The organism is Curtobacterium sp. NPDC089689 (assembly GCF_044749145.1).
GTDB lineage: Bacteria > Actinomycetota > Actinomycetes > Actinomycetales > Microbacteriaceae > Curtobacterium.
In genome coordinates this window covers 440,029-453,037 of the sequence record NZ_JBIVHJ010000003.1, presented here as the reverse complement: position 1 = coordinate 453,037, position 13,009 = coordinate 440,029, and the positions used below count along the sequence as shown (strand labels likewise).

The following is a 13,009-nucleotide window of genomic DNA, read 5'->3' as shown; positions in this document are numbered from 1 at the left end:
ACCGTCGCACCGGAGCGTGACCGCGCAGGCGCAGCCTCGCGGACGGCGTCGCGTCGGCGGCGTTTCGCTGCCGGCGTGGGCCCACCGGGCGTGCCGGATCGCGTCCGTCCGAGGCAAGGAGTAAGGTGGAACCCGTCAGAACGTGCATCGGCAGTCGCCGTCGCGCGCCCCGATCCTCCCTCCTCCGTGTCGTCGCCCTCGGCGACGGGCGAGTCGTGGCGGATCCGAAGGCAGTCATGCCGGGCCGGGGAGCGTGGCTCACCCCGACCGTCGACGCCTACGAGCTGGCCGTCAAGCGCCGGGCATTCCGCCGGGCACTTCGGCTGGATCGCGAACCCGACACGTCCTCGGTCCTCGAGTACCTGCAAGGCCTCACGGCCGCGCCGGCATCCGAGCGCCCGGACACGACAGAACAGGCTGAACGGCTTATGGACAACTGATGAGCGGCTCGAAATGAGACCCGTCATCCAGTGAGTCCTGCCCCTTCACGGGGCAGGACCCGTGAAGGAGAACAGTGGCAAAACCACGCGTACACGAGATCGCATCCGAACTCGGTGTCGACAGCAAGACCGCAATGGAGAAGCTCAAGGAGCTCGGCGAGTTCGTCAAGGGCCCGAGCTCCAGTGTGGAACCCCCCGTCGCGCGCAAGCTCCGTGCTGCGCTGCAGGCGGCCGGCGCCTCGGCGTCGAACACCGCCGCGCCCGCGGCCGGAGCAGCAGCGCCGAAGCCCGGTGCCGCCGCCCCGAAGCCGGGCACGGCATCCCGCTCCGCCGCGCCGAAGCCCGGTGCGAAGCCGGGTCCGGCGACGCCGACCCCTGCCCCGCAGGCACCCGCCGCTGAGCAGCCCGCCTCCGACGCGCCGACCCCGGCCGCGCCGAAGTCGGTCGCACAGCGTCAGGCCGAGGCAGAGGCCGCGCAGAAGGCCGCAGCGGCCGAGAAGGCCTCGGGCACGGCGAACAAGGGTGGCGAGGCCACCGGTTCCGCTTCGCCGAAGCCGAACACGGCCGCCGGCCCCAAGCCGGGTGGCCCGAAGCCGGGCGCGCGTCCGGGCAACAACCCCTACGCGTCGAGCCAGGGCATGGGTTCCCGCCCGCCGCGCCCCGGCAACAACCCGTACTCGCAGAACCAGGGCATGGGCCAGCGCCCGGCCGCCGGTCAGGGTGGCGGCAACGGCATCCCGCGTCCGGCCCCGCCGCGTCCCGGTGTCCCGCGCCCCGGTGCTCCCCGTCCGGGTGGCCCCGGCCAGCAGGGTCGTCCGAACGGCTTCGGGCAGCGCCCGGGCCAGGGTGGCGGCCGCGGCGGCCAGGGCGGCGGCTTCAACCGTCCCGGTGGTGCCGGTGGCGGCGCCGGTGGTGGCTTCAGCCGCCCGGCGTTCAGCGGCCCGCGTCCCGCCGGTGGTGGCGGTCGTGGCCGCGGTCCCGGTGGCGGCACCGCAGGTGCGTTCGGCCGCGGTGGCGGCAAGAGCCGTGCCCGCAAGTCGAAGCGGACGAAGCGCGCCGAGTACGAGATGCGGCAGGCGCCGTCGCTCGGCGGCGTGCAGGTCCCGCGCGGCGACGGCACCACGGTCATCCGTCTGCGTCGCGGTGCGAGCATCTCGGACTTCGCGGACAAGATCGACGCGAGCCCCGGCAACCTCGTGACGGTGCTGTTCCACCTCGGTGAGATGGCGACCGCCACGGAGTCCCTTGACGAGGCCACGTTCGAGGTCCTCGGCGAGGAGCTGGGCTACAAGATCCAGATCGTCTCGCCGGAGGACGAGGACAAGGAGCTCCTCGAGGGCTTCGACATCGACCTCGAAGGCGAACTCGAGGACGAGGACGACTCGGTGCTGCAGCAGCGGCCCCCGGTGGTCACCGTCATGGGTCACGTCGACCACGGCAAGACCCGCCTCCTCGACGCGATCCGGAACTCGAAGGTCGTCGAGGGCGAGGCCGGCGGCATCACCCAGCACATCGGTGCGTACCAGATCGTCACCGAGCACGAGGGCGTCGAGCGTCCGATCACCTTCATCGACACCCCTGGTCACGAGGCGTTCACCGCCATGCGTGCCCGTGGTGCGCAGGTGACCGACATCGCGATCCTCGTGGTCGCGGCGGACGACGGCATCATGCCCCAGACGATCGAGGCGCTGAACCACGCGCAGTCGGCCGGTGTGCCGATCGTGGTCGCGGTGAACAAGATCGACAAGGAAGGCGCGAACCCGGCCAAGGTCCGCCAGCAGCTCACCGAGTACAACCTGGTGGCCGAGGAGTACGGCGGCGACGTCATGTTCGTCGACGTGTCGGCCCGTCAGAACATCGGCATCCAGGACCTCCTGGACGCGGTGCTGCTCACGGCGGACGCCGGTCTCGACCTGCGTGCGAACCCCGACAAGGACGCCCGCGGTGTGGCGATCGAAGCCCGACTCGACAAGGGTCGTGGTTCGGTGGCGACCGTGCTCATCCAGTCCGGCACGCTCCACGTCGGTGACGCCATCGTCGCGGGCACGGCCTACGGTCGCGTCCGTGCGATGACGGACGAGAACGGTGTCGCCGTCCAGGCAGCGACCCCGTCGCGTCCGGTCCAGGTGCAGGGTCTGTCGTCGGTGCCGCGCGCCGGTGACACGTTCCTCGTCACGGAAGAGGACCGCACGGCTCGTCAGATCGCCGAGAAGCGTGAGGCCGCCGAGCGCAACGCCCAGCTGGCCAAGGCCCGCAAGCGCATCTCGCTCGAAGACTTCACCCGTGCACTCGAAGAGGGCAAGGTCGACTCGCTCAACCTCATCATCAAGGGTGACGTCTCCGGTGCCGTCGAGGCACTCGAGCAGTCGCTCCTCGACATCGAGGTGGACGACAGCGTCCAGCTGCGCATCCTGCACCGCGGTGTGGGTGCGATCACGGAGTCGGACATCGACCTCGCCACGATCGACAACGCGATCGTCGTCGGCTTCAACGTCCGTCCGGACGTCAAGGCCCGCGAGCGTGCGGCCCGCGAGGGCATCGACGTGCGCTTCTACTCGGTCATCTACAACGCACTCGAGGACATCGAGCAGTCCCTCAAGGGCATGCTCAAGCCCGAGTACGAAGAGGTCCAGTCGGGCGTCGCGGAGATCCGCGAGGTGTTCCGTTCCTCCAAGTTCGGCAACATCGCCGGTGTCATCGTCCGCTCCGGCACGATCACCCGCAACGCCAAGGCGCGCGTCATCCGCGAGGGTGTCGTCATCGCCGACGGTCTGGCGATCGAGTCCCTGCGTCGCTTCAAGGACGACGTCACCGAGGTCCGCACGGACTTCGAGGCCGGTATCGGTCTGGGCAAGTACAACGACATCCAGATCGGTGACGAGATCGAGACGACCGAGCTCGTCGAGAAGCCGCGCGACTAGTCGCCTGGCTATCCTGGACCCCGCCGTTCCCCCAGGGAGCGGCGGGGTCCACCCGTTCCACCAGTAGATTCCCTGCCCCAGGAGGCACCCATGGCTGACCCGCAGCGCGCCCGCAAGATGGCGGACCGCATCAAGGAGGTCGTCGCACGCCGGCTCGACAAGGGCCTCCGCGACCCGCGACTCGGTTTCGTGACGATCACCGACGTCCGAGTCACGGGGGACCTGCAGCACGCGTCCGTGTTCTACACCGTGTACGGCACCGACGAGGAGCGCGCCGACTCGGCAGCAGCGCTCAAGGCGGCGACCGGCATGCTCCGCAGCGAGGTCGGCAAGAACATCACGGCGCGGCTCACCCCGTCCCTCGAGTTCATCGCTGACGCGCTCCCGGAGACCTCGGCGCACATGGAGGACCTGCTCGCGCAGGCGCAGGTCCGGGACGCGCAGGTCCGTGCCGCCTCGGCGGGGGCGCAGTACGCCGGCGACGCCGACCCGTACAAGCACGACGACGACGAGGAGGACGACGCCGCTCGGGCGTAGTCCTCAGCCGACCGGGAGCGTGTACCCGCCCGCATCGTCGCCGACGGCCAGTCCGTCACGCACGAGCGAGGCGAGTGCACGCTCCCGCTGCTCGGCGTCCGGCCAGACGAGGTCGATCTCCGACCGGAGCACGGGCACGTCGCTCGCGCGGAGCTCCGCCATGATGAGGCCCCGCACCTGCCGGTCGCTCCCGGCGAACCTGGCCTGCTTCGGCGCGCGCGGCCCGTCGTGGTCCGGGTACCCGGCGGCGCGCCAGGCGCAGCGGTCCGCGATCGGGCAGGCGTCGCACGCGGGGGAGCGGGCGACGCAGACGAGCGCTCCGAGTTCCATCACCGCGGCGTTCGTGGCGGCGGCGTCGTCGCGGTCCGCCGGCAGCACCGACTCCATGAGCGGCAGGTCCTGCTTCGCCTTCGCGGGACCGGGCTGCCCCTGGCCGAGCAGGGCCCGTGCGAGGACGCGGCGGACGTTGACATCGACCACGGGGTGCCGGTCGCCGTAGGCGAAGACCGCGACGGCCCGTGCCGTGTAGTCGCCGATGCCGGGCAGCGCGAGGAGCGCGTCGACGTCGCGCGGCACGACGTTGTCGTGCTGTTCGGCGATCGCCGTCGCGGCCGCGTGCAGCGCGAGCGCCCGTCTCGGGTAGCCGAGCCGGTCCCACGCGCGCACCGCGTCGGACGGTGGCGACTGCGCGAGGTCGCGAGGGGTCGGCCAGCGGGTGAGCCACGCCTCCAGTCTGGGGACCACACGCGCGACCTGCGTCTGCTGCAGCATGATCTCGCTCACGAGCGTGCCCCAGGCGGGGAAGCCGGGACGGCGCCAGGGGAGGTCGCGCGCCTCGGCGCGGAACCACGCGATGAGCGGGGTGGCGATGTCGGGGGCGCCGGTCTCGGCGGTGCCGTCCACGGGTCGCGCGTTCTCCACACCCGGCCTGGAGGCTCGACTCGCGTTCACCAGGACAGCCTACGGTGGGGTGCATGGCACGCTGGGCACCGCAGGAGACCGACACCATGGCCGCGATCGCGGCCGAGGCGATCGCGCAGGTCGGCACGAACCGGACCGTCGTCGGGGTCGACGGACAGTCCGGGACCGACCTCGAGCACGTGGCCGCGGCGCTCGTCGCCGGCTTCGAGCAGCACGGGGTGCAGGCGATGGCCGCTGCGGCCCCCTCGGCGTCGGTCGACCAGCTCCGGTCCGAGCTCGTCGCACCGTTCCGCTCCACCGGTTCGGGTCCCGGCGTGCTCGTGGTGCACGGTCACGGCGTCCTCGACCCGGGCGTCCGTGGCCTGTGGCGGTGGTCCCTGTGGGTCGAGCAGGAGGAAGGACGGCTCGAACGGCGGGCGGACGTCAAGATCGCCGCGTCCGCCGTGCTCGACGTCACCGACCCCGAGCACCCCCGCCGTGAGTGGAACGACGCCTGCTGACCGGACCTCGGTCGTGACGGGCGCTGGTAACCTCTCCGGGTGCTCGAATCGCCGCCGGACGGGATCCTCCTCGTCGACAAGCCGCAGGGGATCTCCAGTCACCGGGTCGTGTCGATCGCTCGACGTCGGCTCGGCCTGAAGAAGATCGGCCACGCCGGCACCCTCGACCCGATGGCCACCGGGCTGCTGCTGCTCGGTGCCGGGCCGTCCACGCGGCTCCTGACGCACCTCGTCGGCCTCGGCAAGACGTACACCGCGACGATCCGTCTCGGTGTCTCGACGGACTCCGACGACGCCGACGGCGACCCGACGGCGGCGACGGGCGTCTCCGGCGCGGACGTGTCCGAGGCCGCTGTCGAGAGGGCGGTCGCGGCACAGCGCGGCACGATCGACCAGGTGCCCTCGACCGTGAGCGCCATCAAGGTCGACGGCCGTCGGGCGTACGACCTCGCGCGGAAGGGCGAGGAGGTCGTGCTCAAGTCCCGCACGGTCACGGTGTCGCGCTTCGACGTGACCGGCCGTCAGGAGCACACGGTCTCCGTGGACGGTGCCGAGGTGCAGGTGGTCGACCTCGACGTCGTGGTCGCCTGCTCGTCGGGGACGTACGTCCGTGCACTCGCTCGCGACGTCGGGGCCGCGCTCGGCACCGGAGCGCACCTCACCGCACTCCGGCGCATCGACGTCGGGCCGTTCCACGTCGACGACGCAGTCGACATCGAGGACGACTCGGTCGACGTCCGGGCAGCGCTCCTGCGTCCCGTCGACGTGGCGCGCACCCTCTTCCCGACCGTCGCGCTCGACCCGGTGGCCGCGAAGGACCTCGCGGACGGCAAGCGGGTCCGCGCCGAGCACCCGGACCACGACGGCCCGGTCGCCGCCATCGCCTCGGGGTCGGACCGCCTCGTCGGACTCGTCTCCGTCCGTCGCGGCCAGCTCCGGGTCATCACCAACTTCCCGACCGCGCTCTCCACCCCGACGGGAGCCTGACACGTGATCGAGTGGTTCATGTGGGTGCAGCTCGTCGTGGCGGTCGTCGCCGGGCTGTTCGCGGTCGTCGTCGGGTTCGTCGGTCGGAAGCCCGACGACTACACGGTCGGCTCGCTCGTCCTCGTGGAGCTGCTGCTGCTCGCGCAGGGCGTCATCTCGCTCGTGCTGCCCGCGGTCGGCAACCCGCCGCAGGGCAACGCGCTCGAGTTCGGCGTGTACGCAGTGTCGGTGCTCCTCGTGCCGCCGGCAGCGATCGTGTGGGCACTCATCGACCGGACGCGGTGGAGCACGGTCGTCCTCGGCGCCGGGGCGTTCACCGTCGCCGTGATGGTGTACCGGATGTACCAGATCTGGTTCGCGCTGACCTGACCCATCCGCTCGTGACGTCCCGGTCATCGGTGACGGCGGGCGTCGGTAGAATCGGTGCAATGGCGACCAGATCCTCACTCGCGACCGGCGTCGGCCGCGTCCTCATCGCCGTCTACGGCATCCTCGCGCTGGCCGCGACGGGTCGCAGTGTCGTGCAGATCATCGAGAAGTTCTCCTTCGCGCCGTTCGCCTACACGCTGAGCGCGGTCGCCGCCGTCGTGTACATCGTCGCGATGATCGCCCTGATCGCGCCCGGTCGCGCCTGGTACCGCGTGGCCTGCGTCACGATCGGCTTCGAGATGGCCGGTGTCCTCGTCGTCGGGACCCTCTCGTTGCTCGACCGCCAGCTCTTCCCGGACGACACCGTCTGGTCGTACTACGGCCTCGGGTACCTCTTCGCGCCGCTCGTGCTGCCGATCGCGGGACTGTGGTGGCTCCGCAAGCACCACCGCACGGCGGCGACCGCGTCGACCGCTGACCGGACCGACCCGTCCGCGACCGCCCGCGTGGGCGAGTAGGGACCCTCGTGCAGTACTACGACGACCTCGCCGACGTGGCCGACGGCTTCGGGCCGAGCGCCGTGACCATCGGCAAGTTCGACGGCGTCCACGTCGGCCACCGTGCTGTCATCGCGCACCTCGAACGCGCGGCGGAGCAGCAGGGACTCGTGTCGACGGTCGTCACCTTCGATCGTCACCCGCTCAGCGTGATCGACCCCGTGAAGACCCCGCCGGCGCTGACGAGCACGGCGCAGCGTCGGGAGCTGCTCGACCAGGTGGGTGTCGACGCGACCGTGCTCCTGCACTTCGACCAGGACCTCCAGTCGAAGGAGCCGGAGGACTTCGTGTCCGAGATCCTCGTCGGAACCCTGCACGCGCGGTTGGTGTTCGTCGGGAGCGACTTCCGCTTCGGTCGTCGCGGCGCCGGCGACGTCGCGCTGCTCCGCCGTCTGGGGGAGCGGTACGGGTTCACGGTCGAGCTCATCGACGACGTGGACCTCGTCGACGACGTGCGGCCGGCCGGCGAGCGTCGGGTGTCCTCGACGTGGATCCGCGAGCTCCTCGGTGTCGGGCGTGTCGCCGAGGCCGCGCGGCTCCTCGGCCGCGAGCACGCGGTGCGCAGCGTCGTCGTGCACGGCAACCAGCGGGGCCGCGCGATGGGGTACCCCACCGCCAACCTCGACCCGCACTGCGAGGGCTTCGTCCCCGCCGACGGTGTCTACGCCGCTCGTGTGCTGCACGAGGGCACGGTGTACCCGGCGGCGGTGTCGGTCGGCAACAACCCGACGTTCGAGGGCGTGCCGGAGAAGCAGATCGAGGCGCACCTGCTCGATGTCGACATCGACCTCTACGGCGACACCATCGCGGTCCTGTTCGTCTCGTACGTCCGCGGCATGGTGAAGTTCTCGTCCATGGACGAGCTCGCCGAGCAGATGCGGCAGGACGACCGCGACATCCGGCTGCTGCTCGGGCTGCCCGCGCCCGTCTGACACCGCCGCGCGGCCCGAGCGTCGTGCGTGCGCCCCGAGCCGGCCGGCCACTGGCCCGGCGTCCGTTCCGCGATGGCGACAGTCTCGTCGTGTCGCTTTCGCGATGGCGACAGGTCCGTCGTGCCGCCTTCCCGAAAGCGACAGAACTCCGAACGCACGACCCGCAACAGTGTCGCTCTCGAGGGACGCACGCGAGCCGACGACCGGGCCCGGTCGCGCGCGAAGCCCACACATGCAGGACGCCCCGCGACCGATCGGTCGCGGGGCGTCCTGCATGCGGTGCGACGATCAGCCGCCGAGTGCGTCGAGCCAGATCTTCCGGGCGTCGAGAGCCTCTTGCGCGTCCTTGATCTTCCGCGCGTCACCGGACTCCTTGGCCGCCGCGAGCTCGGATTCGAGCTTGCCGATGGCGTCCTCGAGCTGGCTCGCGAGTCCGGTCTGCCGGGCCTTGCGCTCCGGGTCCGAGGCCTTCCAGTGCTCGTCCTCGAGGCTCCGCACGTGGTCCTCGATCTGCCGGAGGCGGTCCTCGATGCGACGGACGTCCCCGCGGGGCACCTTGCCGATCTCGTCCCAACGGCGCTGGATGCCCGTGAGGGTCCGACGCGCGGCCACCCGGTCGGTCTCCTGCAGCAGCGGTTCGGCCTCGGTCAGGAGGGCCTGCTTGGCCTCGAGGTTGGCGGAGAACTCCTCGTTCTCGATGGCCGCCTCGGCGTGACGCTGCTCGAAGAGGACATCACCGGCCGCCTTGAACCGTGCCCACAGTGCGTCGTCGTGCCGCTTGCCCGCCCGGCCCGCACGCTTCCAGTCGTCCAGCAGCTGCCGGTAGGTCGGGATCGCGTCGGAGCCGCGCGGCGCGAGCGCTTCGGCCTGCGCGACGAGGTCCTGCTTGCGGCTCCGGGCGTCGCGGTGCTGGGCGTCGAGTTCCGAGTAGAACGCCCGACGGTGCTGGTCCACGGTCGAGCGGGCGGCGCGGAACCGCTTCCAGAGCTCGTTGGCCTCGTTCTTGGGGATGCGCGGGCCGTCGTGCTGGTGCTGCTGCCACCGTGCGAACACGTCGTCGAGCTGCGCGGTGATCTGCTTCCACTGGGCACGCGCCGGGTCCACCGCTGCGAGGCCCTCGGCCTCTTCCACGAGGGCGGCGCGGTACGCGAGCGCCTCGGTCAGCGCCTGCTGCGCCTGCTCGGCCTGCTCCTTCGTGAGCGACCCGACCTGGTCGGTGAGCGCCTGCACGCGGTCCTCGAGCGACTTGATGTCACCGACGACGCGGGCGTCAGCCAGCTGCTCGCGGAGGTGCGCGACGGTGCGGGAGACGTCGTTCGCGCTGGCGCCGCGCTGGACGCGCTGCTCGGCGATCTTCACCTGGCCCTCGAGGTCGGCGTACTTCCGCGCGAAGTAGGCGAGGGCCTCGTCCGCGGTGGCGTCCGGGTACTCGCCGACGGCTCGCTCGCCGTCTTCGTACCGGACGTACACCGTCCCGTTCTCGTCGACCCGCCCCCAGGTCGTTGCTTCGTCAGATCCCACAGGTCTCGCCTCGATCGTGGTCGTGCATCGCCGACGTCCCCGTCGGCACGGTCAGGTCGTCAGCCTATTGCACGGAGCGGCCCCGGGGACGGCCGGGGTCGACGGGTTGTGGACTACTGCTCGCGCTCGATGGTCGCGCCCGTGATCGTCGTCTTCACCTTCGGCTCGCCCGTACCGTCGCTGCCGGGGTCCGAGATGCCCTTCGAGGTGATCTGCGAGACGAGGTCGGACAGCCCGCTCGTGACCTTGCCGACGACCGTGTAGCCGCCCGTCGAGCCGTCGAGCGTGGTGTCGCCGGTGACGATGAAGAACTGGGTGGACTGCGAGTACGGCGACGAGCTCCGGGCGATGGCGATGGTGCCCTTCGCGTACTCGCCGTCACTCGGCACGTTCTCGAGCGGGCCGTACTGGAACCCGGCGTCGCCGGTCCCGTCGCCGTTTGCCGAGCCGCACTGGAGGAACTGCAGGCTCGTGCTGTCGGCGAGCCGGTGGCACGTGGTCCCGTTGTAGAACTGCTCCTGGATGAGCTTGATCTCGACGCTCGCCGCCTGCGGGGCCTTCTTCCCGTCGAGCTCGATGCCGAGCCGCACGTCCTTGTTCAGCGTGAGCGTGCCGGTCCAGGTCGAGTCCTCCGCGATGGACTTGCTCGGCACGTCGCCGGTGTTGCCCGCGGTGGCGCTCGGGGTGGGCGTCGCGGTGGCCGAGGCGCTCGTGCTGGCCTCCCCGGAGCCCTGCGCGCCGGCGAAGGCGAGCTGCGACCCCGTCGCGAGGGCGGCCACGACGACGAGCACGATCCCGCCCACGACGTTGTCCCGGACCCGACGCCGCCGTTGCCGCTCGTGCAGGCCCTGGCGGGCCTGGTAGAGACGGAGGCGCTCGCGCGCCTCGCGGTTGTCACGCGCCTGGTTCTTCGGTGCCACGGTGCTGGTACGGCCTCTCGTCTCGAGTGTGCGACGAGCGTAGCGGAACGCACCACGCTCCGGCCTGGAGGCGCGGGTCGGGCCCGCACCGTGCCTCCCGGCCGGTGGGCGGTGCTGTCGGTGGTGACGCCTAGGCTTGGTCCCATGGCGACGGACCGCTCGGGCATGAACGCGCCCACCACGGGTGGGCGAGCGGGGCTCGCTCAGGGTTCCGTGCCGCTCGCGGTGCGGATGCGACCGACCTCGCTCGACGAGGTCGCCGGTCAGCAGCACCTCCTCGGTCGGGGGTCGCCCCTCGTGCAGCTCGCCACCGGCACGCGCGAGAACCCCGGCGGCGTCTCCGTGATCCTCTGGGGGCCTCCCGGCACCGGCAAGACGACGCTCGCGCAGGCGATCGCCCGACAGTCGGGCCGCGAGTTCGTCGAGCTCTCGGCGGTCACCGCGGGCGTGAAGGACGTGCGTGAGGTGATGGAGAAGGCGCTCGCGCACCGTGACCTCTACGGGTCGACCACCGTCCTCTTCCTCGACGAGATCCACCGCTTCAGCAAGGCCCAGCAGGACGCACTGCTGCCGGGGGTCGAGAACGGGTGGGTCATCCTCATCGCCGCGACGACCGAGAACCCGTCGTTCTCGGTGATCTCGCCGCTGCTGTCCCGTTCCCTCCTCCTGACGCTCAAGCCGCTCACCGACGCCGACCTCGGCATGCTCGTCGACCGCGCGGTCGAGGACCCCCGCGGTCTCGGCGGCGGGGTCGTCCTCGGTGACGAGGCCCGGGCGGCGATCGTCCGGCTCGCCTCCGGCGACGCGCGTCGTGCGCTGACCGCGCTCGAGGCGGCCGCCGGGTCGGCGTCGGCCGCGCAGGACGAGGACGACACCGTCCCGGTCGTCGATGCCGACACGGTGGCGGCCGCGGTGGACCGGGCCCTGCTGCGGTACGACCGGCAGGGCGACGAGCACTACGACGTCATCAGCGCGTTCATCAAGTCGGTGCGGGGGAGCGACGTCGACGCCGCGCTGCACTACCTGGCCCGGATGATCGAGGCCGGCGAGGACCCGCGGTTCATCGCCCGGCGCATCATCATCTCGGCGTCCGAGGACATCGGCATGGCAGATCCGCAGGCCCTGCCCATCGCCGTCGCCGCCGCGCAGGCCGTGCAGCTGATCGGCATGCCCGAGGGGCGCATCCCGCTGGCCGAGGCCGTCGTCTACCTCGCCACGGCGCCGAAGTCGAACGCATCGTACAACGGCGTGAACCAGGCCATCGCGGACGTCAAGGCCGGGCGCATGGGCGTGGTACCGACCCACCTGCGCGATGCCCACTACCCGGGCGCGAAGCGGCTCGGCCACGGCAAGGGCTACGTCTACTCGCACGACGCCGAACACGGTGTCGCCCGGCAGCAGTACCTGCCCGACGCGCTCGAGGGCACCGAGTACTACACCCCCACGACGAACGGCTTCGAGCGCGAGGTCGGCCCGCGGCTGGAACGACTCCGGAAGATCACGCGGGGCGAGTAGGTGCGGCGGTCGTCACGGGGCCGTGTTGCTGCTATCGTTGATGCGCCTACGTCCTGGTCCTCGCGTGCGGCTGCGTCGAGGACAGAGTGCCACAGCTGTGGCACGGGGACAGAGGTTCGGACTGTAGCCGTCCGATCCCACAGGCTCATCCCTCTGGATCCCTTCGCGGGGTTCGTCGGTGCGTGCGCGTGCCGAGACCCGTGATCCGTTCAGTTCAGACAGAGAAAAGGACCCTGTGTCTACCAAGTCACGTACCCGTAGCAAGACCCGCCTCTCCCGCGCGCTCGGCATCCCGCTGACGCCGAAGGCGGCCCGGTACCTCGAGAAGCGCCCCTACGGCCCCGGTGAGCACGGCCGTACCCGCCGTCGCGCGGACAGCGACTACGCCGTCCGTCTCCGTGAGAAGCAGCGTCTGCGCGCCCAGTACGGCATCCGCGAGAAGCAGCTCCGCATCGTCTTCGAAGAGGCCCGCAAGACGAAGGGCCTGACCGGTGAGAACCTGGTCGAGCTCCTCGAGCAGCGCCTCGACGCCCTCGTGCTGCGTGCCGGCTTCGCCCGCACCACCGCGCAGGCCCGTCAGCTGATCGTGCACCGCCACATCCTCGTCGACGGCAAGCTCGTCGACCGCCCGTCCTTCCGCGTGAAGGAGGGGCAGCTCATCCACGTGAAGCAGCGCTCCGAGTCCCTCGAGCCGTTCCAGGTCGCCGCCGCCGGTGGGCACCAGGAAGTCCTGCCGAAGGTCCCGGGCTACCTCGAGGTCGAGATCGACAAGCTCCAGGCCCGCCTCGTGCGTCGCCCGAAGCGTGCCGAGGTCCCCGTGACCTGTGAAGTGCAGCTCGTCGTCGAGTACTACGCAGCGCGCTGATCGCCTGATCACCCACGAACGGCG

At 71.2% G+C, this 13,009-nt stretch carries 13 protein-coding genes; 10 read left to right on the top strand and 3 right to left on the bottom strand.

Translation table 11 applies throughout. The features are described 5' to 3' along the window. Positions 1 to 125: 125 nt before the first annotated feature. From ACIPYW_RS13745 to rbfA, 3 genes are all read left to right on the top strand, one after another. On the top strand, positions 126 to 440 hold the full coding sequence (locus ACIPYW_RS13745; RefSeq protein ID WP_058726537.1) for a YlxR family protein: 315 nt from the start codon (positions 126 to 128) through the stop codon (positions 438 to 440). A 74-nt stretch (positions 441 to 514) separates the two neighbouring features. Next, entirely contained in the window at positions 515 to 3,361 is a 2,847-nt protein-coding gene (gene infB / locus ACIPYW_RS13740) for a translation initiation factor IF-2 (protein ID WP_400414430.1), read from the top strand. Positions 3,362 to 3,451: 90 nt separating this feature from the next. Beyond that, complete coding sequence (rbfA, locus tag ACIPYW_RS13735; RefSeq protein WP_058726535.1) at positions 3,452 to 3,898, top strand: 30S ribosome-binding factor RbfA; 447 nt, start codon at positions 3,452 to 3,454, stop codon at positions 3,896 to 3,898. 3 nt (positions 3,899 to 3,901) lie between these two features. Here rbfA and ACIPYW_RS13730 read toward each other — a convergent pair whose 3' ends face one another. Further along, on the bottom strand, positions 3,902 to 4,768 hold the full coding sequence (locus tag ACIPYW_RS13730) for an A/G-specific adenine glycosylase (protein ID WP_400414823.1): 867 nt from the start codon (positions 4,766 to 4,768) through the stop codon (positions 3,902 to 3,904). A gap of 104 nt (positions 4,769 to 4,872) precedes the next feature. On the opposite strand from ACIPYW_RS13730, the gene ACIPYW_RS13725 reads away from it, so the two are divergent. The 5 genes from ACIPYW_RS13725 to ACIPYW_RS13705 are packed head-to-tail and all read left to right on the top strand — an operon-like array spanning position 4,873 to position 8,164. Continuing rightward, positions 4,873 to 5,319 carry a hypothetical protein gene (locus ACIPYW_RS13725; RefSeq protein ID WP_400414427.1) on the top strand — a complete coding sequence of 149 codons (447 nt, stop codon included), beginning with the start codon at positions 4,873 to 4,875 and terminating at the stop codon, positions 5,317 to 5,319. Between the two features lie 39 nt (positions 5,320 to 5,358). After that, a complete protein-coding gene (gene truB, locus ACIPYW_RS13720) occupies positions 5,359 to 6,306 on the top strand; it encodes a tRNA pseudouridine(55) synthase TruB (RefSeq protein ID WP_400414424.1) in 948 nt (315 codons plus the stop codon). Between the two features lie 3 nt (positions 6,307 to 6,309). Next, entirely contained in the window at positions 6,310 to 6,675 is a 366-nt protein-coding gene (locus tag ACIPYW_RS13715) for a hypothetical protein (RefSeq protein ID WP_400414422.1), read from the top strand. A 59-nt stretch (positions 6,676 to 6,734) separates the two neighbouring features. After that, positions 6,735 to 7,193, top strand: a complete 459-nt coding sequence (locus ACIPYW_RS13710) for a hypothetical protein (protein WP_400414420.1) — start codon at positions 6,735 to 6,737, stop codon at positions 7,191 to 7,193. 8 nt (positions 7,194 to 7,201) lie between these two features. After that, a complete protein-coding gene (locus ACIPYW_RS13705) occupies positions 7,202 to 8,164 on the top strand; it encodes a bifunctional riboflavin kinase/FAD synthetase (RefSeq protein ID WP_290131603.1) in 963 nt (320 codons plus the stop codon). Between the two features lie 288 nt (positions 8,165 to 8,452). On the opposite strand, the gene ACIPYW_RS13700 is transcribed toward ACIPYW_RS13705, so the two are convergent. Together ACIPYW_RS13700 and ACIPYW_RS13695 are read right to left on the bottom strand one after the other, a co-directional pair. Then, a complete protein-coding gene (locus ACIPYW_RS13700) occupies positions 8,453 to 9,685 on the bottom strand; it encodes a DUF349 domain-containing protein (RefSeq protein WP_290131604.1) in 1,233 nt (410 codons plus the stop codon). Between the two features lie 113 nt (positions 9,686 to 9,798). Continuing rightward, positions 9,799 to 10,605, bottom strand: coding sequence for a peptidylprolyl isomerase (locus ACIPYW_RS13695; RefSeq protein ID WP_400414417.1), 807 nt, complete (start codon positions 10,603 to 10,605; stop codon positions 9,799 to 9,801). A gap of 165 nt (positions 10,606 to 10,770) precedes the next feature. Here ACIPYW_RS13695 and ACIPYW_RS13690 point away from each other — a divergent pair, with 165 nt between their 5' ends. Continuing rightward, entirely contained in the window at positions 10,771 to 12,120 is a 1,350-nt protein-coding gene (locus ACIPYW_RS13690) for a replication-associated recombination protein A (RefSeq protein ID WP_400414821.1), read from the top strand. Positions 12,121 to 12,355: 235 nt separating this feature from the next. Beyond that, on the top strand, positions 12,356 to 12,985 hold the full coding sequence (gene rpsD / locus ACIPYW_RS13685; protein ID WP_058726527.1) for a 30S ribosomal protein S4: 630 nt from the start codon (positions 12,356 to 12,358) through the stop codon (positions 12,983 to 12,985). Positions 12,986 to 13,009: the final 24 nt, after the last annotated feature.